We start from the raw sequence: 19,716 nt of genomic DNA on the forward strand, positions 1-19,716 counted from the left end.
TCCGCATCCAGCACCACCAACAGCTAAATGCGCGCTCGCTGAACACCACCGCATGGGACTGCTTGAAGTCCACTTCCACGATTCGGAGTTCACTGCCGCCCCCAGCATGCGGACTGGTGACAGCGACACCGACGGCGACGCCGACGCCGACGGGACCGATCAGACGCCGCCGGCTGACGCGGACTGTGGCGGCGGCTGTGGCGGCCGCGGCGTCGCCGTTGCGATCGGCGTCCTGGTCGCCTTGGGCCTGCTCGCGGGCCTGCGTCGGCGGCGTGACGCGGCGTAGCCTCGCGCCCTCCAGAAGAGATTTGCGTTCAGACGCCCGAACTGCGGTATGTCGATCTTCGAAAGCGCGCGCGCCGTCGTGAGCGCCGACGGCGGTGGCGCTATCGACTGGGATAGCGTCGCCGACGCCGCAACCAGTGTCACGCCGCCGGGCGAACTCGCGCTGGGCGAGGACACCGCCGACGCGTACGCGGCCGACGTGCGGGACGCACGCGCCCGCATCCGCTCGGTGTCCGGGCTGTCCTTCGACGTGCCGGAGACGGTTGCGCTCCACACCCGCCACCACTGGGTGGACGCCAACGTGGCGACGTTCCGGCGCGCGTTCGAACCGATGAACCAACAGCCCTCGCGGCTCCCCGGTGTCGCCCGCACACTCAACACGGCCACCACCGCAGGCGCGCTGGCGTTCATCGCCCGCAACGTCCTGGGGCAGTACGACCCGCTGTTGCTCGCCGACGCCAGCGACGCCCACGCGCTGTACTTCGTGCACCCCAACATCGTCGCCGTCGCCGACAGCCTCGGCGTTCAGTTCCCGCGGTTCCGGCGGTGGATCGCGTTCCACGAGGTCACACACGCCGCCGAGTTCGGCGCGGCGGGGTGGCTGTCGGACTACCTCGAAACCCGCCTCCGGACCGGCGTCGACGCGCTCGCCGACGGCACCATCGACACCGCGGCGTTCGAGGAACTGCAGGTCGCGATGACCGCCGTCGAGGGGTACGCCGAGCTCCTCATGGACGAGGCTTTCGACGGCGAGTACGACGACCTCCGGCGGAAACTCGACGCGCGCCGCGGCCAGCGCAGCCCGCTTGGGGCGGTGGCTACGCGGCTGCTCGGCCTCCACCGCAAGCGCGAGCAGTACGAACGCGGCCGGGAGTTCTTCGCGCACGTCGCCGGGGAGCGCGGGCTCGCGGGCGTGTCGCGGGTCTGGGACGACCCCGAGTATCTGCCGACCGACGACGAGCTGGACGTGCCGCCGCGGTGGCTCGCCCGCGTCCCCGCCTGACTACTGGAACCCGCGGCCGACGCGGTCCGCATCAACGAGGTCGTCGAGCTCGCTGTCGAGCAACTCGTCGGCGTCGGGGAACTCCTCGGCCAGCCCCTCGACGGGATCCGGGCGGTCGTAGGGGTCGTACTCCATGGGTCCGAACGCCGGGCTGTCGAGGGCGTCCATCACGTCATCGAAGAACGCGTCCGGGGTCGTCGGGGCGTCGGCGTGGGCCTGCACGACTTGCTCCAGTTCGCTGGCTTTCGTCTCGGCGTCGTCCTCGTCGGCGACCGGCTGCTGGACCGCGAACCGGCCGTCGGCGTCGTCGCCGGTGGGCAGGAAGTCGGCCAGCCCGTCGTCGACCTTGCGGGCGATCTGCGTTCCTACCCCGCGCACCTCGTAGGGGTTTTTCGCGTACGTCTTGAGGTGAAAGACGCCCGCCGCGGGGTGGCCGAGGTAGAGGTCCTCGCCGACCCCGGACGCCCGGTCGCCGGCGACCGCCCGCCAGTCGTCCGGGTCGCCAGACGATCCAACAACGTCTTCGACGATGTCGTCCCAGTCCCGTACGCGCATGTCACCACGTGGTTGTGGCGTGGTGGACTTCAACCCTGTCCTCGCAGCCGTCCCACCGGAGAGCGACACCGTTATTCGCCGGCCGCCCCACCCGTCGTGCGTGAACATTCGGGGCGTCGTCACCGACGTCGACACACCCGCGTCGGTGGACACGCAGCACGGCGGCCGGGACGTAGTGACGGTGCGGGTGCGGCCCGATCCCGGGGCCGAGCCGGTGCCCGTGTCCCTGTGGGGGAAGTGGACGGAGACGGCCACCTACCTCGACGCGGGCATGGAGCTTGCGGTGCACGACGCCACCGAGGACGGAGCGGGGTACGCAACCGCGGCGTCGTCGTGGGTGGTCGTCGAGCCGGAGTTCGTCGTGGACGTGACCGACATCCGGTCGTTCGTGCAGTGCCCGCGGCTCTACTACTTGAACAAGCTCTCCGGGCTGCCGCTGAAGTATCCGGTGACGAAAGGAACGATCGTCCACGAGGTGTTCGGGGATCTGCTTCGGGGCCGCGATCTGGAGGCGTCGGTCGCCCAACGGGTCGACGAAGCCGGCCTGGAGCTCGGGCTGCTGGGTCGGAGCCGCGCGGAAGTCGAGGCCGACGTGCGGGACAACGCCAGCGCCATCGAGGGCTGGCTCCAGCAGGGCCGGCTGACCGACGAGGACGAGTGGCGCTCGGAGTACACGCTGGTTTCCGAGCGCTTCGGCATCAAAGGCCGGTGTGACGCCATCCGGCGCGGGATGCCCGTGGAGCTGAAAACGGGGAAGAACACGAACCGCGAGCCCCGATTCCACGACAAAGTGCAGGCGGCCTGTTACGCGCTGATGTTGGACGAGCACGGCGTCCCCGCGGACACGGGGACGCTGCTGTACACGAAGAACGCGGCCGTCGACCGCAGCGAGGCGTCCGGCGACCTCTCGCCCGCCAAGGAGTTCTCCATCGGCCGGGGGTTCCTGGAGTTCGTCGTGCGGGAGCGCAACCACCTCGCCGCCCTCGAAGCGAGCGACGGCCCGCCGACGGGCTACGAGGCCGACGCCAAATGCGACTACTGCTTCGAGCAGGACACCTGCATGGTGGTCTCGGGCCGCCTCGATCAGGAATCCAAGGCCGGCCGGATCGGCGATCCGGTGCCCGCCGAGGAGCGCGCGTACTTCGACGAGCTGTACGACGCCATCGAGGCCGAGCGCGGCGCGATCCACGACGAATACCGCAAGCTCTGGGAGCAGTCCCCCGACGAGCGCGCGGCGGACGACCGCGCCGTCGTCGGCCTCAGCCCGGCCGAGCAGACGGAGCTTCCGGACGGCCGCTGGCGGCTGACCGCCACCCGCCCCGGCAGCGCCGCCTCGAAGATCCGGGAGGGCGACCGCGTGCTCGCCTCGGACGGCGACCCCGTGGCGGGGCGCGCGGAGATGGCGCGCGTCGAGCGATTGGACGCCGACCGCGTCGAGGTCACCACCGACGAACCCGTCTCGCTCTGCCGGCTAGACGTCTACCCCTCGGAGCTCTCCGTCGACCGGATGCTGACCGCGCTCCACGACGCCGTGCTGAAAAGCGACCAGCGCCGCACGGACCTCTTATTCGACCGGGCCAGCCCCCGTTTCGAAGGCGGAGACCACGACCTGATCCCGAACAACGACGCCCAGAACGCGGCCGTGAACCGCGCGCTGAACGCCGAGGACTTCGCGCTCGTCCACGGGCCGCCCGGCACGGGGAAGACGTACACCATCGCCACCCTGGTGCAGGCGTTCGTGGCGCGCGGCGACCGCGTGCTCGTCTCGGCGTTCACGAACCGCGCGGTGGACAACGCCCTCGACGCGCTCCGCCAGCAGGGCCACGAGGACATCGTGCGGGTCGGCACGGAGACCGGCGTTCGGGCGGACATGCAGGACCTCCGGCTGGATCGGTCCGGTGACCCCGGCGAGCGCGCGGCCGCCCTGCGGTCGGCGCCCGTCGTCGCCGCCACCACGGCCACGTGTGGCTCCCGCATCCTCCGGGAGCTGGAGTTCGACGTGGTGCTCGTCGACGAGGCCAGCCAGCTCACCGAGCCGGACACGCTGGCCGCGATCAACCGGGGCGCGCGGTTCGTGCTCGTCGGCGACCACGAGCAGCTCCCGCCGGTGGTGCGTTCCGGCGGCCGGCTCTCGAAATCCCTCTTCGAACGCCTCCACGAGACGTACCCGGAGGCGTCGGTGATGCTCGACCAGCAGTACCGGATGAGCCAGCGCATTCAGGCGTTCTCCAGCCGCGAGTTCTACGACGGCCAGCTGCGGCCGGCATCGAGCGAGGTTGCTGGCCAGCGGCTCACCGATATTGGGGTCGACCCCGGTGGTGCCGTCCACGGCGGGGTCACGTTCCACGACGTGCCCGGCACCGACGACGCCCACGTCGACCCCGCGGAAGCCGATCGTGTCGCAGACGTCGTCACCGCGTACGTCGACGCCGGGCTGGATCCCGGTGAGATCGGCGTCATCGCGCCGTTCCGCGCACAAGTCGCGGAGATCGGGCGGCGCACCCCGGCGGGCGTCGCCGTCGACACCGTCGACCGCTTCCAGGGCTCCTCGAAGGAGGTCATCGTCGTCTCGTTCGTCGCCCGCGGCACGCTTGAGGGCCCCATCTTCGAGGACCACCGGCGGGTGAACGTCGCGCTCTCCCGCGCGAAAAAGAGCCTCGTGCTCGTCGGCGACGAGCGGGCGCTGCGCTCGGAGCCGCTGTACGACCGCATGATCGACTGGGCGGACATGGAGTGACGCCGCCGACTCCCGAACGCTTACCTCGCTTGCTGTCCCCGGGTTGGGCATGCAACTGACGTTTCTCGGCACTGGGTCTGCGATGCCCACCGGCCAGCGGATGCAGACCGGACTGCTGGTCGAAGACGGCGACAGCCGACTGCTCGTGGACTGCGGCAGCGGCGTCCTGCACACCCTGGCCCGCACCGACGTGGGCTACGAGGGCGTCGACACCGTCCTGCTCTCGCATCACCACCTCGACCACGTCAGCGACCTGCTCGCGCTGCTGAAGGCGCGCTGGCTCGCCGGCGAGGAGACGCTGACCGTCGTCGGCCCGGCGGGCACCGACGCGCTCGTAACGGACCTGCTGGGCGTCCACGACTACCTCCAGGGGCGTGTCGACGTGACCCTGCGCGAGGTCGATGTCGGCAGCGTCGGGGTTGCGGGCTTCGACGTGACGGCCATCGAAACGGAACACTCGATGCCCGGGCTCGCCTACCGGTTCGGCGGCGGCGATGGCGACCTCGTGTTCAGCGCCGACACCGAGGCGTTCGACGGAATGGGGGCGTTCGCTGACGGCGCGTCGGTGCTCGTCCACGACTGCTCGTTCCCGGACGAAGTCGACGTGTCCAACCACCCGACACCCACGCAACTGGGCGCGTCGCTGGCCGGCGTCGACGTCGACGACCTCTATCTCACCCACCTCTACCCGCACACGAACGGCGAACACGACGCGATGACGGCGTCGATCCACGAGGCTGGCTTCGACGGCGAAGTCCATATCGCCCGCGACGGTCTCGGCGTCGAGCTCTAGCTGAGCTTGCCGACCGTCTCGCGGACCTCCTCGACGGTCCGGACCTGCTGATCGGTCGCGTCGGCGATGTCATCGAGGGCGGCCGCGATCTCGCCCGCGCGGTCGTCGACATCGTCGACCATCTCGGCGACCTCCTCGGTGCTCACCGCCTGTTCGTCGGTCGCCGTCGACACCTCCTGCATCCCGCTTGCGGCGTCCTCGACGGCGTCGGTGATCTCCTGGAGGGTCTCCATCGCCTCCTCGACGCGCTCGACGCCCTCGCCGATGCGCTGGTTGACCTCGTCCAACTGGTCGACCGTCTCTTCTGTGTCCGCCTGCATCCGCTCGACGAGCTCCTCGACGCGCGTGGACTGCTCGCGGGACTCCTCGGCGAGGGCCTTGACCTCGTCGGCGACGACCGCAAACCCCTCGCCCGCCTCCCCGGCGCGGGCGGCCTCGATGGACGCGTTCAGCGCCAGCATGTTCGTCTGCTCGGCGATGTCGTCGATCACGCCGGTCACTGATTCGACGTCGGCGGCGCGCTCGCGCAGCTGTTCGACGCCCGCGGTGACGCCGTCGGTCGCCTCGTCGATGTCGGTCATCGTGGCGAGCGCGTCGTCGGCGGCCGCCTCGCCCTGCTGGGCCAGCGCCTCGGCGTCCTCGCTGGTCCGGCGGATGTCGTCGGCCGTCGAGGCGACCTCTTCGACGCTCGCGGACACACTGGATATCTCACGGCTGACGTCCGCCATGCGGTCGACCTGGTCGTCGGTCGCGGCCCGCATCGTGTCCGTGCGCTCGGCGACGTCCTGCGAGGTCGCCTCCAGCGAGGACAGCGGTGCTTCCACGTCGCTGGCGACCGCGTTCGCCAACTCCTGGCGGCTGTCGATCTCGTCGTGGAGGCGCTGGGCGTACGAGTCGATGTAGGTGTCCATCGCGATCTGCTGATCGAAGGTCAACAGCTTCAACATCGGCAGGAACCGGGCCACGAGTTCGTCGACGGCGGCGGCCGCCTCCTCGCCGCGGTCGGCGACCACGTCGTCGGCAAGCGCGTCCAACAGCCCCGTGTAGTATCGCGTGTACGCGCCCAGATAGACGTCCGGCCCGAGCCCGAGCACGTCGTGTATCTTCCCGATGCGGGCGCGCTGGGCGGCGTACTCGGCGTCGTACTCGCCGCGCCCGAGGCCCAGCAAGTACTCGGCCTGCGTCTCTTTGAGTTGCTCGACGGTCTTCGTGGAGTTCGCGAAGAGGTCCTGTGTGCGCTCGTAGGACTCCAAGTGGTCGTAGAAGTCGGTCACCAGCGCGTCCGCGGTGGCTTCGAACAGCGGCTGTTCGGCGGCGAGCGCGGCCATCGTGTCGTCGTCGATCCCGGTGAACGACAGCCGCCACGCGATCTCCGCCTCGTCGAGGCCGATCCGGTCCGCGAGTGCGTGCCCGTCGATCCCGTTCCGAACGTCGGCGGTCACGAGAGTGTCATTATCGTTGCTCATTTTCCCCAAGAATGCCGGACGCGCTTTTTAACTCTTTTCTCTGCGTATGAATTATCGGCGTCAGTCGAGCCGATACCGCAAGACGGCACCGATCCCGCCGAGGTTCCGGAGCTGCTCGCCGGGCGCGAACTCGTGGCTGAACACGGTCACGCTCCCGCCCTGCTGTTCGACGGTCCTGACGAGGTCGTTGACATCGACGTCCACCCAGTCGCCCTCGCCGGCGCGCTCCAGTCGCAGGCGCTCATCGAGGATCAGCAGGTCCTCGACCGCGCCGAACTCCACGGCTTTCTGGACCTCGTCGATGCCGTAGGCGGCCTTCCCGTCGGTCGCCATCTGCGTGGTGAGCTCGTCGATGAGCTCGGACTCCTCGGCGATGCGGGTCTCCTCCTGGACGTCCTCGACGGCACCGCGCTTGAGGACTTCGTGGACGCCACGACCGCCGACCGCGCTCGTGTCCACCATGGTGATTGTCTCCTGGAGGTCGGGGTACTCCTCGGTGATGTGATCAAGGGCGTCCCGCTTGGTGAACCCGGGGCCGGCGAGGATGATGGCGTCGGCCTGCATGCGCGCCAGCGCGTCCGCGAGCGTCCCGAACAGCTCGTCGCGGCCGCGGTCGTTCTGCTCGCCTTTCCCCGTGGTCGCCGTGAACGACCCCTGCTCGTCGACGCCGTACTGCTGGACGACGTGGATGTGCGCCTCGCCCTCCTCGACGGTGGCGATGGCGACATCCGGCTGATCGGTGGCCTCGACGGCCTCGTTGAGGCGGTTCAACTGATCGGGCTGCCAGTGCTTCTCGACCTCCAGTTCCTCGCGCTCCGCGACGTTCAGCGTGTGATGCAGGCCGAGTTGGTCCTCCCGCGAGCAGTCCTCGATGGTGCCGGAGACCCGCAGCCGGTTCGAGAACTTGTGGAACTCCACGTCCCCGACGTCGATGGTGACGAACATGTGCTCGCGCTCGCCGCCCGTGTCCCGCATCTGGTCGTCGTTGCGCTGGATCCGGCGGTGGGTGTCCCCGGCCACGAAATCCCCGGGTTCCAGGACGTACGCGAGGTGCCAGAGGTCGTCGAGGCTCTCCGGAACGAGCGTGATGCGCTCGCGGCCCCCCTCGACCGTGTGGCGGTCCTTCAGTTGCATGGTCGCCCACAGGACCCCCACGAGAAAAGGCTCACTCCTTTGGGGTCACCCCGGCGCGCTCACTCCTCGACGATCCGGCTGCCGCCCGGCGGCATGTACTTCTGGATCTCGCCCGGGCTGGCGACCTTTCGCACGAACGATTCGTCGGTGAACCGCTCGCGGAACTCCCGGTAGATGCGCTTGGCGGCGTCGCCCTGCGCGTACCGCCCGGGCTCGATTTCGATGCGCGTCTCGACCTGCTCGCGGATGGCGTCCGTCGGCCCGCCGAGCACTCGGGTGTTGGGCTCACACGTGATGCCGACCGCCCACTCGGTCGACAGATCACGGAAGTACGTGCGGTCGCCCCGCACCGCGAACCCGCCCTTTTCGAGGTATTCGCCGGACTCGGGGGTTTTCGACACCTGGTCCGGCGACACCATGTACGCGTCGCCGGCCCCCCGGCCGTCCTTCCACACCGACGAGCACGCGACGGCGAACCGGGCGGCCTGGCGGGCGTCCCGCTCGGGCACCTCGATGTCGTTGGAGGGCTCGCTGGGCGCGCTGGTTTTCAACACCGTGATCGGGCCGCCGTGGGCCTGCGAATGGAAGAACCGGTCGTAGCGGTCCATGTACTTCTTCACCAGCTCCTCGTTCTGGCCGGCGTCCCGGCCGCCGATCACCAAGAACCCCTCGCTCGTTCGGAACCACCGGAACCGCTCGTACCACTGCTCCTGGTGGCGGATCGGGATCGACGACCGCGACAGCCACGCGACCTCATCGTCGGCGTCGTCCTCGTGCTCGCTCTCGGGTTCGGCCTCCCACTCGTCGCGGCGCTGCTTGACGGCGTCGAGGTCCGCGCGCGTGTTCTCGATGGCCGCCCGGGCACCCGCCTTCTTCTCCTCGATGCGTTTGGCCTCCGTGTACAGCCGGTCGGCGTTCTTCTCGACGCCCGCGGACGGATCCAGCGTCACCGTGTGGTCGTCGATCCGCGCCCGGATCATGCCCGCGGACTCGTTGACGCCCACGAACGCCTCGGCGCCCGGCACGTCGCCGGCGGCGTCGTCGAACGTGTCGGCGATCTGCTGCCACCCGTGGCCCGCCTCGCGGGCCTGGCGGACGGCGCTCAACAGCCCATCCACGAGGTCGTAGTGGCCGTACAGCGACTCCGCCTTCTCGCGCTCGGCTTCGGCCTGCGCCTCGAAGTCCTCGATGGCCTGCTCCTGTTGCTCGATGATGCGTTGTTGTTTCTCGATCTCGTTCTCGAAGTCCGGGCGGTCGACGGTCTCGCCGCTGTCCTCGTCCTCGCTGGTGTCGAGGTTCGTGAAGTAGTCGTCGAGCGCGTCGTTGAACGACTCGAAGGCGTCGCTGGGCAGGTCGGCGCGCTCGTCGAGCGCGATCGGCGTCACGTCCACACGCGCCCCCTGTTCGTCCTCGTCGTCGGTCGGCTCGTAGTACACCTGCGGGTCGAGGTCGCCCGCGCTGATGTCCCCGAGCAGCGTCTCGCTGGCGTCGAACAGCGCTTCGAGGGTCGACTCCGGGGCGTCCGTGACCGGCGTTGTCTTCTCCACGTCGGCCCGCGAGCACAACTCCTCGGCGTACAGCCCGCCGAAGTTCAACTGGGTCGCCAGCGTCCGCACGAGGTCGGTGTCCGAGTCCCGCATCTGCTCGGCGAACGCCTCGTAGGACAGGTCGAGGGGGTTCACGCGCGCATCCGGGAAGCCGTAATCCCGGCCGGGGGCGACGGTTCGGGACTGCAACCGCACCGTGTCGAGGCTGTCGACGACCTCACGCTGTGGGTCCAGCACCGCGATGTTCCCGTCGCCGAACAGCTCCGCGACGATGGTGGTGTCGGCGTCCTCCCGGCGGAACTCGAACTCCAGGATGCGGTCGAAGCCGTGCTGGCGGACCGCATGGAAGTCCGCGCCCGAAAGCCGGTTGCGCAGCATCTTCGCGAAGTTCGGGGGCCGCCCGGGTGCGTCAGGGACGTGCGTCGGGTCGGCGACGTGCGCGCGCTTGGTCTCCCCGACCTCGACGAGCAACTCCACCCGGCCGCGGTCGAAATCCCGCATCTTCAGGCGGAGGAGGTCGTCGCCGTAGAGGTAGGCCTTGTCGACTTTCGCCCCCGCGTACTCGTTCAGCTCCGCCGTGAGGGCGACGAGGTCGACACTCGTCACCTCCCGCTTCTGATTCATGCTCACCCAGTTGTCGGCCCCCACCCCTCTGCCTTACGGTCGCTGCCCGGTAGCCGTTGGGACCGACGGCACGGCACTCAGAGGCGCTTGGAGACGTACGGGCCGTCTTGGTGGTAGCCGAGCTGCTGCTTGTAATACTGGCGCGCCCCGATGCCGGAGATGACCGACAGCTTCTCGAAGCCGCTGTCGGCGGCCAGGTGCTCGGCGCGCTCCATGAGCTGCCGCCCGTAGCCCTGGTGTTGGTGTTGGTCGTCGCCGGTGTCGTCGCCGACGCTCACCTCGCTGCCGTAGACGTGGAGCTCCCGCAACAGCGCGGCGTCGGTCAGCTCCTCGCGCGCCGGCTCGTTGGGGAACCGCAGGCGCGCGAACCCCACCAGGAGGTCCTGCTGGAAGTCCTCGATGCTGATGAAGTGCTCCGTGCCGCCGCCGGCAGCGTACGTCTCCACGTCGAGGCTGACGTTCTCGGGGTCGTCGTCGTTCATCCCGGCCTCACGGCAGCGAATGCAGTCGCAGGTGTAGCCGTGCTCGGCCATGCGCTGGCGGGCGAGCTGGCGCAGGTTGGACTTCCAGACGCCGGCGTCGATGAAGTCCGCGGGGATGTCCCGCTGGACGCGCTGCAGGCGCGTGTACCGCGGGATCATGTCCTTGATCTCCGCGACGAGGTCGGCGGCCTCCTCGTTGTGCAAGGGCTCGAAGTCGCCGTTGCGCCACATGTCGTAGGTGATGGTGTCCCGCACCACCAGCGTCGGGTAGATCTTGAGGTAGTCGGGCTTCCAGCGCTCGTCGTCGAACAGCCGCCGGAAGTCCTCCAACACCATCTCCTTGCTCATGCCGGGCTGGCCGGGCATCATGTGGAACCCGACTTTGAACGCGGCGTCCCGCAGCCGCCGGTTGGCGTCCACGGACGCCTGCACGCCGTGGCCCCGATGCATCTCGCGGTTCACGCGCTCGAAGGTGGTCTGGACGCCCACCTCGACTTTCGTCGCGCCGAGATCCAGCATCCGGTCGACCTGCTCGGGGTCACACCAATCGGGTTTCGTCTCGAACGTCGTGCCGATGTTCCGGAGCGCCCCGTGCTCGTTGTCGGCGATGACGTCCTCCAGATACCGGAAGTCGTACTCCGCGGGGTCCTGGGCGAACGACTCCGTCTGGTTGGGTGCGGGCTCCTGGTCGGGGTCGAAGTCGTTGAGCGCTTGCAGCGCGCGCTTCACGAACCACTCCTGGTAGTCGTGGCTGCGCGCGGTCATCGTCCCCCCCATCAGGATGAGCTCCACCTTGTCGACCGGGTGGCCGATCTGGCGGAGCTGGTGGAGGCGCAGGGTCACCTGGCCGTACGGGTCGTAGTCGTTTTGCACGCCGCGCGCAGCGGCGGGCTCGTGGCCGGTATACGACTGGCTGGACGTGAACTCGCTCGCCGGGCCGCCCGGACAGTACAGACACTTGCCGTGCGGGCAGGTGTGGGGGCTGGTCATGATCGCGACGGGCGTCACCCCGGACGCCGTCCGCACCGGCTTGCGCTGGAGCACGTCCTCCAGCTCGTCCCGCCGGCCGTCCGGCGCCACGTCCAGGAGGTCGGAGTGTTTTGGCACCTTCGACGCGGCGTACTCACCACAGACGTCGAGTTTCGCGTCCTCGATGTCGTCTTTGCCGACATCACCGGCGAGGATCCGGGAGACGAGCTCCTCGCAGGCGGCCTGGAACGCGCCGTCGTCGGCGTTACTGCTCATTGCTGACTGCAAGCCGCCGCGGGCGAAAAAGCGTGTCGTTCGGGGCGTTACGCCAGCTGGGCCGCGATGGCGCCGACGACCGCGTCCAGGACGGCGTCGCGCTCTCCGGCCAGGAACTCGATGCGGCCGTCTCGCGCCCCGCGAGCGGTCACACCCGCGGTGGTGGTCAGGTCGTCGTCGATGGCGTCGACGACCGCGTGCACGTCGACGGCGTCGTCGCTGCGCACCCGCAGCGCGTCCTCGCCGGCACCGAGCAACACGTCGGTGCTGTCCGCGCGGCGGTGCAACGCGTCCAACAGCAGGTCGACCGGCGGGAAGTCGTACTGGTGTGTGTAGGCGCCCACGTCGAGCGTCTCGAACGCGACGCCGTCGTGGTGGCGTGTCGACAGATGCGGCTCGGCGGTCGACAGCTCGGTCGCCAGCCGGTCCCGGAACTGCGTGGCGATGTGGTCCGCGAGGTCGTCGTCGGCGTCCCCCCAGAGGAGGTCGGCGATGAGCTCGCGTTTGTCCTCGTAGGACTGATAGAACGCCTCCAGGGCGACGGCGTCACGGAGCGCTTCGCGGGCGTCGCTGTCGTAGCTGGCGTCCGCCGCGAGGTCCGCGTACGCGGCCGGGAGGTCCGTCCAGTACGCGACCGCCGGCAGGTGGGCGAGGTCCTCGCGCACGTCGTCGTTGATGACGGCGGCGAGTTGCGCGCCCAGCGCGCCCGTGTTCACGGGCTGCTCGCCGGCCGCGGTCGGGGAGACGAGCACGTCCATCCCGGCGGCGTCGTCGGCGTACCCGCCGTCGACGACCACGGTGTCGGCGTCGTAGATGTCCAGGAGGTCCAGGGCGTCCGTGGACTCGGTCGTGGAGCCGGTGCCCACGAACACGAACAGTGGGTGTTTCTCGTCGTGGCGGTGGGCCGCCTCGAGCATGCTCGTCACGTCGCCGGTCGCGTCGTCGATGGTGTAGAAGGCGTCGTCGAGGGGGCGGCGGTCGACGTAATGGTATTCGGCGTCCTCGCGGGCGTGCTCGTCGCGGATCAGCGGCAGCAGCGCGCGCTCGATGGCGGTGCCGGCGACGTACCCCTCGACGGTCGTGGGGTGGCGGACGATGACCGGTCGGGCGTCGATGACGGCGCGCCGAACCGCGGTCGCGGCGTCCACGATGTCGTCGTGGACCGCGGCCACGGCGTCGTCGTCGGGCGCAAGCAGCGCGGTGGTGGCGGGCGCTGCGCGGTCGTCGAGGGCGGCGTCCATGCGGTTGCGGACCTCGTCGGCGCGGTCGCCGGTGAGCTCGGTGACGGCCTCGGTCTCCACTTGGAGGTCGCCGCGCCGGCGCTCGACGGTGCCCGTGAGCTGCACGACGGCTCCGGGTTCGATCTCGGGGTATGCGCGAACGCCGGCCTCGACGAACGCGGCGGCGTCGACAGCGCCGGTTTCGTCGGTCAACTCGAACACCGTCGGGCCGCTGGTCTGGCGGGCGGCCGTGATCTCCCCTTCGACGGTGACCGCGTCGTCGACGTGGTCGTCGAGGGCGTCGACGCGCACCGTTTCGTGGTCGGTGTCGTCGTCGGCGTCCGCGCCGCTGAACTCGAAGCTGGCGTCCGCGGCGCGCTCGGTCGTGGCGTCCGCGTCGGAGACGCGCTTCCCGCCGTCGGCGGTCTCCGCGTCCCGCGAGTCGTCGGTGGTGTCGCCGTCGTCAGTTGTGTCGCTGTCCGCCTCGTCGTCGGCGGGGAGCGCGGCGTCCGAGTCGTTCGCCGGGTCGTGGACGAGCTCGCCGCGGAAGTCACGCATCGACTCCCGGATCGACCACCCCAGGTCGATGTTGCCGTTGTCGTGGACGTCGGTCACTTGCACGAACACGTCGTCGCCGACATCCCACGCCAGGGAGTCAACGCGACCGGGGACCTCCGAGCGATGCAGGAGTCCCGTGACGGTGCCGCCGACGTCGACGAACACGCCGAACTCGGCGAACCCGTCGACGGTCCCGCGGTAGAACCGGCCGGGGGTGAGTTGGTCTGGTGAGTCACCACGGAAATCGAACACGACGTCCTCTTCGTGGGTGGCGCAGATGTGGCCGTCCGTAGAGGAGCCGCAGACGATACAAGTACCCATTTGCATCGAAGAAGCGGGCGCTGCCCTAAACGATTATCGAAACCGCGCCGGTCACTCGAACACCGGGCTGTCGGCCGTGAGCGCGTCGATGTCGTCGGCGAGCGCGGCGACCTGTTCGGGGAACAGCGCCACCTGGACCTCGTTGCCGGAGTCGTCCTCGAAGACGAGCTTGACGCGTTTGTCACCGAACTCGCGGGCGGTCGCGTCGTCGACGTCGAAGAGCTTCGCGTCGGCGTGTTTGTTCGTGGGGCCGACGTTCTTGATCGAGCCGTCTTTCAGCTCCACCATGAACTCCGAGAGCGTGATGTTCAGCACACACACCGTTGTCGCCGGCGCGTCTAAAATGCGAGCCCTGCCGCGTGGATGACCTGCTCGCCGGCGGGGATGGCACCGAACCCGGCGCCGAACGCCAGCACGCCCGGCACAGCGGCGGCGATCACCGCCCGTGGGAGCGAGATCTCGTGGACGACGCTCGTCCCGACGACCAGCAGGCACCACGCCCACACGCCCGCGAGCAGCGTGAGCACCGGCACGCCCAAACCGGTGACCACGCACGGGGCCGCCGCGTACGCGATCAGTTGGACGGTTTCACTGACGCCGCCCCGGGACTCCGAGATCGTCGCGATCACGAGACAGAGCGTCTGAATCGCCGACAGCGCGTGCACCGCCGCCGGCGTGACCAGTAACACGACGAGCGCCACGGTGAGCACGGCGGCCAGCCAGTCGGCGGTCGGGAACGCCAACGCGTCGCTGGGCGTGGCCGCGAGTTCGGTGGCGGCCACGACTCCGACGACAACCATCGCGAACACGAGCCCCGGGGCCTGGTCGCCCGGCGACACCGCCTCGTCGAAGAACGACACCGGATTCAGGAGGACCTGCGTGAACGACTTCGCGAGCCCGAGCGGGCCACGCTCACGGCCACCCTCCGGTTCCACCCAGGTCGTCATGGGTTACTCACGGCGCACGACATGGCAGTTCCGGCACCGCGCCTCGTAGGTCTCCTCGGCGCCGACCATGACGGTGGGGTCGTCGTAGTGGGCGGGCTCGCCCTCGATGAGGCGCTGGTTGCGGGTGGCCGGTTCCCCACACTGCATGCAGATCGCGCGCATCTTGTCGACGTATTCGGCGATCGCCATCAGCTGTGGCACCGGCTCGAAGGGCTCCCCGCGGAACGTCTGATCGGTGCCCGACAGCACCACCCGACGTCCGTCCGCCGCGAGCTCCTGGCAGACGTCGACGAGTTCGGCCGGGAAGAAGTTGGCTTCGTCGATGGCGACCACCTGCTCGCCGTTGAGCAGCGTGGGGATCGACGCGACGCCCTCGGCGGTGGGTTCGACGACCGTTGCCGCCCACGACCGGCCGGCGTGCGAGCCCAGCGTCGCCTCGCCGTACCGGTCGTCGACGGCGGGCGTGACCGCCGCGACGTCTTGGCCCGCGATCTCCGCGCGCCGCAGTCGCCGCAACAACTCCTCGGTTTTCCCCGAGAACATCGACCCCGTGATCACCTCCACCCACCCGGAGTTCGTGATGGCGTGCATGCCACAGCCAGCGGGTGGCTGGAGGAAAACGCTTGCTTTTCGCCACCTCCGCAGTCGGCGCGCCGTCTGCACGCTTTTTTAGGGGGCGGGGTGACAATGGGGACGCATGTACGATGACATCCTCCTGCCGACCGACGGCAGCGACGCCGCCGACGCCGCGGTCGCCAACGCCATCGACCTCGCGTCGAAGTACAACGCCACCCTCCACGTGCTGTACGTCGCCGACACCACCGAATACAGCACGGTCACCTTCGAGGACGCCGTCACCGATCCGCTTGAGCGCGAGGGCGAGCGCGTCGTCGACGACGCGGTGGCGCGCGCCGAGGACGCGGGCGTGGTGGCGATGGGCGTCGTGCTCCACGGCGGCGTGTTCGAGACGATTCAAGCGTACGTCGACGACGAGGGCATCGACACCGTGGTGATGGGGACGCATGGCCGCCGCGGCCTGGGTCGTGCGCTCCTGGGGAGTGTCACCGAGCGCGTCGTGCGAACCAGTGACGTGCCCGTGTTGACGGTGCGGGAAACCGACGACGACGGCGCGGCGTAACCCACTGGGTGGCGGCTCACGTGGTGTCCACGCCGAGCACGCGGTACACGCCACACGTGTTCATCGCGCCGCTGGCGAGCAACAACAGCGCCCCCACGCCGAGGGCTGGGGTCAGCGCCGAGGGGCCGCCGCCGTAGCCGGCCAGGGTCGCCAGCGCGGCGCTGCCCAGCACTGCGCCGCCGAGCAGTCGTGCCAGTGCGTCCATGGGGCCGACGTTGTGTTCCATATGGGGCGTGTTGGCACGGCGGGATCAAAAGCGGTGTGGGTCGGCGGCTGCGCGGCACAGCCCGATCGGGGTCGGGCTATTCGAGGCGGACGACCGTCCGCTCGCCCCGGTGCTCGGTCCGGACGAGCCCGTCGTCGGCGAGATCCGACAACAGGCCGCGCAGCCACTCGCGGCCGTACTCGCCGTCGGGCGTGTAATCCACGCGAACGCGATGGCCGAGCGCGTCCAGTTCCATCTCGTCGTGCTCGCCGAGCAACCGAACGATCCGGCCCCGGAACTGCCGGCGACTCCCCTCGAAGCTCGGCTGGGTGGGTACGTCCGGCGCGGTGAAATCCCCGGTTTGGTAGGCGTGACACCACTCCCGCAGCGGGCACTCCGCCTCGTCACAGCGCGGGGTCTGCTGGCAGGCGACCGCCCCCAGTTCCATCACGGCGTTGTTCCACACGCGGGACGTGCCGTCGGGCAGCAACTCGTCGGCCAGCGGCCGGTAATCCGGGTCGTCGTCGTCGCGGATCCCCTCGAACGCGCGGTAGAGCACGCGCTTGACGTTCGTGTCCACGACCGCGTTGCCGGCGTTGAACGCGAACGACGCCACGGCGTTGGCGGTGTACGGGCCGACGCCCATGAGCTCCGAGAGCTCCGCGGGCGTCCGCGGGATCGCGCCGTCGTAGTCGGTTTCGACCTGTTGGGCGGCCTCGTGGAGGTGGGTGGCGCGGTTGTTGTACCCGAGGCTGTGTGCGGACCAGAACCCGACCACGTCGCTGCGGTCGGCGGCCGCCAACGCGGCGGTGGTCGGCCACCGATCGAGGAACGCCCGCCACGCGTCGATCACCCGGGAGAGCTGGGTCTGCTGGCTCATCACCTCCGAGACCAGGATCTCGTAGGGGTCGGTGGTCTCCCGCCACGGGAACGACCGGTGGGAGTCGGTGTACCAGTCGACGAGTGCCGCCTGGAGGGCTGTGGTGTCGGCCGGCCCAGTCGCGCCCGCGCGGTCGCTCCCGTCCCCTGTCGTCATGGGGGGGCGTTGGCGGGCGGCCGTCTTGGGGATGATGGTTCGGCGGCGCACGGCGCTGCCGAAACGCGTATGTCCACCGGCACGTTCGACGGCCGTATGGGACTTGACGACTTACAGACAGACGTCGAGCACGCGGCCACAACCCTCGACGACTACGCGTTCCTGGATCGGGAGACCACCCAGGAGTTGGCGATGCTGGCGGCGGCGCTGGACGCCGACACCGACGAGCTGGTGCGGCGCGCCGTCCACGCGCTGTTCCAGTCGCTGACCGAGACCGGGCGACTCGACTTCCACCTCCGGGGCGCGTACGACACCACGTACGACGAATACCTCTCCGGAATGGCGTACGACGACCTCGTGGCCGGTGGCTACCAGGCACCCGACGACAACGACACCCAGGACCGGCCGTATCGGTTCTGAGCGCGCATGCCTGAGTGTGACAGGACAGCAATGCGCTTTTTGAACTCCGCCACCTGAGGGTGTTCATGGGGGAATCCGCACGCGGCGGCGGCAGCGCTGAGACGACCGGCGGACTGGCTGCAGCGGTCAAGACGTATCTCGAATACACGCCGACGGGGGAGTCGATCCCGGCGGCGGCGTGGCGGCGTCGCCACCGCAACGTTCGCGTGTTCGTGCTGGCGCACATCCCGCTGTTGCTTGCGCTCGGGCTCTACGAGGGGACCGAGTCCGCAGTCACGGGCGCGACGATCCCGCCGACACCGGGCATACTCATCGCGGCGGAGCTGGGTATCGTGGGGGCGCTGGTCGGGCTTGCGTCGATCCCGTCGGTGTCCCGGCGGGGACGCACGGCGCTGGCCTCGACGGCCGTGCTGGCGTCCTCGGTGGTGCTCGTGCAGTTCTCCGGCGGGTTCATCGAAGCGCACTTCCATTTCTTCGTCGGGATGGCCGTCATCGCGGTCTACGAGGACTGGCTGCCGTTCGCGCTTGGACTGGTGTACGTCGTGTTCACGCACGGTGTCTTCGGGATGATCAACGCCGAGCGCGTCTACAACCACACCGCCGCGATCAACAACCCGTGGGTGTGGGGTGGCATCCACGGCGCGTTCGTGTTGCTGTTGGCGGGCGCACTGATGGCCAACTGGTACTCCACCGAGCGCTCGCGGGAGGCCTCCCAGAAGCGCCTGGAGGAAGCCCGGCAAAAGGCCCAGCAGGTCGAAGACCTCGAAGCCCGCCAGGCGGAGATCGAGGCCGAGAAGGCCGAAGCGAAGCGGCTGAAAGCCGACGCCGAGGAGGCACGCGAGGCCGCCGAAGCCCAACAGCGGGAGGTCGCGGCCCTGAACGAGCGCCTCGAAGCGACCGCCAACACGTACGGGGCTGCGATGGCGCGGGCCGCCGACGGTGATCTCAGTGTGCGCCTCGATCCCGACGTCGAAAACGACGCCATGGCGGCGATCGCGGCGTCGTTCAACGAGATGCTCGACGAAACGGAGACCACGATCCGGGAGATCCAGGCGGTCGCCAGCGACGTCGCGGCCGCCAGCGAGGACGCCGACGCGGGCGTCGTCGAGATCGAGGACGCCAGCGGCCAGGTGAGCGAGACGGTCCAAGAGATCGCCGCCGGGGCCGACGAGCAGCGCGAGAAACTGGAGACGGTGTCCGGGGAGATGACCGACCTGTCGGCGGCCATCGAGGAGGTGGCGGCGTCCGCCGATTCGGTCGCGGAGCGCTCGCACGAGACCGCGGCGGTCGCCGGCGACGGCGAGCAGACCGCCGAGCAGGCGATCGCGGACTCCCGGACGGTGCAGTCGGCCGTGGAGTCGACGGTGCAGAACGTCGAGGCCCTCGACGACCAGCTCGCGGAGATCAGTGAGATCGTCGATCTCATCAGCGACGTCGCCGAGCAGACGAACATGCTGGCGCTGAACGCCAACATCGAGGCCGCCCGCGCCGACAAGAGCGGCGACGGCTTCGCGGTCGTTGCTGACGAAGTCAAGGACCTCGCGGAGGAGACGCGGGCGTCGGCCGGCGACATCGAGGCGCTCGTCGCCGACATCGACGCGCAGATGCAGGCCACGGTCACCGAAGCCCGGACCGCGGACGAGAGCGTGCAGGACGCGATCTCAGCGGTGGACGCGGTCGTCGACGCGTTCGGGACCGTGGCCGAAAACGCCGAGGAGACCGACACCGGTGTCCAGGAGATCAGCACCACCACCGACGATCAGGCCGCCAGCACCGAGGAGGCGGTGTCGATGATCGCGGAGGTCAGTGACATCAGCACGGCGACCGCCGCCGACGCACAGCAGGCCTCCACGGCGGCCGAACAGCAGACCACCGCGGCGGCGACGATCAGCGAAAACACGGCCGCGCTGCGCGAGCAGGCGGACCGGCTGCAGGGGTTGGTGTCGACGTTCGACGTGCACGACGAGTCGGCGTCGACGGCTGCGCGCTCGGAGTGAGCG

Annotated in this window: 18 protein-coding genes; 7 read left to right on the forward strand and 11 right to left on the reverse strand. The window is 69.5% G+C overall.

The features are described 5' to 3' along the window. Positions 1 to 52 precede the first annotated feature (52 nt). Both JRZ79_RS19000 and JRZ79_RS19005 read left to right on the forward strand, forming a co-directional pair. Positions 53 to 286, forward strand: coding sequence for a hypothetical protein (locus JRZ79_RS19000; RefSeq protein WP_205251969.1), 234 nt, complete (start codon positions 53 to 55; stop codon positions 284 to 286). Between the two features lie 48 nt (positions 287 to 334). After that, on the forward strand, positions 335 to 1,288 hold the full coding sequence (locus JRZ79_RS19005; protein WP_205251970.1) for a zinc-dependent metalloprotease: 954 nt from the start codon (positions 335 to 337) through the stop codon (positions 1,286 to 1,288). Here the strand turns inward: JRZ79_RS19005 and JRZ79_RS19010 are convergent, their stop codons facing one another. Further along, on the reverse strand, positions 1,289 to 1,843 hold the full coding sequence (locus JRZ79_RS19010) for a hypothetical protein (RefSeq protein ID WP_012289342.1): 555 nt from the start codon (positions 1,841 to 1,843) through the stop codon (positions 1,289 to 1,291). A gap of 100 nt (positions 1,844 to 1,943) precedes the next feature. Here JRZ79_RS19010 and JRZ79_RS19015 point away from each other — a divergent pair, with 100 nt between their 5' ends. Together JRZ79_RS19015 and JRZ79_RS19020 are read left to right on the forward strand one after the other, a co-directional pair. Further along, positions 1,944 to 4,580, forward strand: coding sequence for a DEAD/DEAH box helicase (locus tag JRZ79_RS19015; protein WP_205251971.1), 2,637 nt, complete (start codon positions 1,944 to 1,946; stop codon positions 4,578 to 4,580). A 49-nt stretch (positions 4,581 to 4,629) separates the two neighbouring features. Then, positions 4,630 to 5,373 (forward strand): MBL fold metallo-hydrolase, encoded by a 744-nt coding sequence (locus tag JRZ79_RS19020; RefSeq protein ID WP_205251972.1) that lies wholly within the window; start codon positions 4,630 to 4,632, stop codon positions 5,371 to 5,373. Here the strand turns inward: JRZ79_RS19020 and hemAT are convergent. The 8 genes from hemAT to JRZ79_RS19060 form a co-directional block, all read right to left on the reverse strand. Further along, on the reverse strand, positions 5,370 to 6,839 hold the full coding sequence (hemAT, locus tag JRZ79_RS19025; protein WP_205251973.1) for a heme-containing aerotactic transducer HemAT: 1,470 nt from the start codon (positions 6,837 to 6,839) through the stop codon (positions 5,370 to 5,372). The genes JRZ79_RS19020 and hemAT overlap by 4 nt on opposite strands. Positions 6,840 to 6,899: 60 nt before the next feature. Next, on the reverse strand, positions 6,900 to 7,973 hold the full coding sequence (locus JRZ79_RS19030) for an mRNA surveillance protein pelota (RefSeq protein WP_205251974.1): 1,074 nt from the start codon (positions 7,971 to 7,973) through the stop codon (positions 6,900 to 6,902). 59 nt (positions 7,974 to 8,032) lie between these two features. After that, complete coding sequence (gene rqcH / locus JRZ79_RS19035; RefSeq protein ID WP_205251975.1) at positions 8,033 to 10,144, reverse strand: ribosome rescue protein RqcH; 2,112 nt, start codon at positions 10,142 to 10,144, stop codon at positions 8,033 to 8,035. Between the two features lie 77 nt (positions 10,145 to 10,221). Continuing rightward, positions 10,222 to 11,871 (reverse strand): tRNA uridine(34) 5-carboxymethylaminomethyl modification radical SAM/GNAT enzyme Elp3, encoded by a 1,650-nt coding sequence (locus JRZ79_RS19040; RefSeq protein WP_205251976.1) that lies wholly within the window; start codon positions 11,869 to 11,871, stop codon positions 10,222 to 10,224. Positions 11,872 to 11,918: 47 nt separating this feature from the next. Continuing rightward, positions 11,919 to 13,970 (reverse strand): OB-fold nucleic acid binding domain-containing protein, encoded by a 2,052-nt coding sequence (locus JRZ79_RS19045; RefSeq protein ID WP_205251977.1) that lies wholly within the window; start codon positions 13,968 to 13,970, stop codon positions 11,919 to 11,921. A gap of 51 nt (positions 13,971 to 14,021) precedes the next feature. Beyond that, the gene (locus tag JRZ79_RS19050) at positions 14,022 to 14,285 is read right to left on the reverse strand and encodes a hypothetical protein (RefSeq protein ID WP_012289345.1); all 264 of its coding nucleotides are present in this window, start codon (positions 14,283 to 14,285) and stop codon (positions 14,022 to 14,024) included. Positions 14,286 to 14,308: 23 nt separating this feature from the next. Beyond that, positions 14,309 to 14,917 (reverse strand): YIP1 family protein, encoded by a 609-nt coding sequence (locus JRZ79_RS19055; RefSeq protein ID WP_010903104.1) that lies wholly within the window; start codon positions 14,915 to 14,917, stop codon positions 14,309 to 14,311. 3 nt (positions 14,918 to 14,920) lie between these two features. Continuing rightward, positions 14,921 to 15,508, reverse strand: a complete 588-nt coding sequence (locus JRZ79_RS19060) for a thymidine kinase (RefSeq protein WP_010903105.1) — start codon at positions 15,506 to 15,508, stop codon at positions 14,921 to 14,923. Positions 15,509 to 15,614: 106 nt separating this feature from the next. Here JRZ79_RS19060 and JRZ79_RS19065 point away from each other — a divergent pair, with 106 nt between their 5' ends. Continuing rightward, positions 15,615 to 16,055 carry a universal stress protein gene (locus tag JRZ79_RS19065; RefSeq protein ID WP_010903106.1) on the forward strand — a complete coding sequence of 147 codons (441 nt, stop codon included), beginning with the start codon at positions 15,615 to 15,617 and terminating at the stop codon, positions 16,053 to 16,055. A 16-nt stretch (positions 16,056 to 16,071) separates the two neighbouring features. Here JRZ79_RS19065 and JRZ79_RS19070 read toward each other — a convergent pair whose 3' ends face one another. Next, entirely contained in the window at positions 16,072 to 16,281 is a 210-nt protein-coding gene (locus tag JRZ79_RS19070; protein WP_010903107.1) for a DUF2892 domain-containing protein, read from the reverse strand. Positions 16,282 to 16,357: 76 nt separating this feature from the next. After that, on the reverse strand, positions 16,358 to 17,296 hold the full coding sequence (locus JRZ79_RS19075) for an A/G-specific adenine glycosylase (protein ID WP_205251978.1): 939 nt from the start codon (positions 17,294 to 17,296) through the stop codon (positions 16,358 to 16,360). Between the two features lie 96 nt (positions 17,297 to 17,392). Here JRZ79_RS19075 and JRZ79_RS19080 point away from each other — a divergent pair, with 96 nt between their 5' ends. Continuing rightward, on the forward strand, positions 17,393 to 17,716 hold the full coding sequence (locus tag JRZ79_RS19080) for a hypothetical protein (RefSeq protein ID WP_012289346.1): 324 nt from the start codon (positions 17,393 to 17,395) through the stop codon (positions 17,714 to 17,716). Positions 17,717 to 17,781: 65 nt separating this feature from the next. Continuing rightward, a complete protein-coding gene (gene htr8, locus JRZ79_RS19085) occupies positions 17,782 to 19,713 on the forward strand; it encodes a chemotaxis signal transducer protein Htr8 (RefSeq protein ID WP_010903109.1) in 1,932 nt (643 codons plus the stop codon). Positions 19,714 to 19,716 lie beyond the last annotated feature (3 nt).

Origin of the sequence: Halobacterium sp. BOL4-2 (assembly GCF_016917835.2) — an archaeon.
Lineage (GTDB): Archaea > Halobacteriota > Halobacteria > Halobacteriales > Halobacteriaceae > Halobacterium > Halobacterium salinarum.

Coding starts and splice junctions, on each gene's coding strand:
- JRZ79_RS19000 (WP_205251969.1), top strand. CDS start 53: ATGGGACTGCTTGAAGTCCACTTCCACGATTCGGAGTTCACTGCCGCC.
- JRZ79_RS19005 (WP_205251970.1), top strand. CDS start 335: ATGTCGATCTTCGAAAGCGCGCGCGCCGTCGTGAGCGCCGACGGCGGT.
- JRZ79_RS19010 (WP_012289342.1), bottom strand. CDS start 1,843: ATGCGCGTACGGGACTGGGACGACATCGTCGAAGACGTTGTTGGATCG.
- JRZ79_RS19020 (WP_205251972.1), top strand. CDS start 4,630: ATGCAACTGACGTTTCTCGGCACTGGGTCTGCGATGCCCACCGGCCAG.
- hemAT (WP_205251973.1), bottom strand. CDS start 6,839: ATGAGCAACGATAATGACACTCTCGTGACCGCCGACGTTCGGAACGGG.
- JRZ79_RS19030 (WP_205251974.1), bottom strand. CDS start 7,973: ATGCAACTGAAGGACCGCCACACGGTCGAGGGGGGCCGCGAGCGCATC.
- rqcH (WP_205251975.1), bottom strand. CDS start 10,144: ATGAATCAGAAGCGGGAGGTGACGAGTGTCGACCTCGTCGCCCTCACG.
- JRZ79_RS19040 (WP_205251976.1), bottom strand. CDS start 11,871: ATGAGCAGTAACGCCGACGACGGCGCGTTCCAGGCCGCCTGCGAGGAG.
- JRZ79_RS19045 (WP_205251977.1), bottom strand. CDS start 13,970: ATGGGTACTTGTATCGTCTGCGGCTCCTCTACGGACGGCCACATCTGC.
- JRZ79_RS19055 (WP_010903104.1), bottom strand. CDS start 14,917: ATGACGACCTGGGTGGAACCGGAGGGTGGCCGTGAGCGTGGCCCGCTC.
- JRZ79_RS19060 (WP_010903105.1), bottom strand. CDS start 15,508: ATGCACGCCATCACGAACTCCGGGTGGGTGGAGGTGATCACGGGGTCG.
- JRZ79_RS19065 (WP_010903106.1), top strand. CDS start 15,615: ATGTACGATGACATCCTCCTGCCGACCGACGGCAGCGACGCCGCCGAC.
- JRZ79_RS19070 (WP_010903107.1), bottom strand. CDS start 16,281: ATGGAACACAACGTCGGCCCCATGGACGCACTGGCACGACTGCTCGGC.
- JRZ79_RS19075 (WP_205251978.1), bottom strand. CDS start 17,296: ATGACGACAGGGGACGGGAGCGACCGCGCGGGCGCGACTGGGCCGGCC.
- JRZ79_RS19080 (WP_012289346.1), top strand. CDS start 17,393: ATGGGACTTGACGACTTACAGACAGACGTCGAGCACGCGGCCACAACC.
- htr8 (WP_010903109.1), top strand. CDS start 17,782: ATGGGGGAATCCGCACGCGGCGGCGGCAGCGCTGAGACGACCGGCGGA.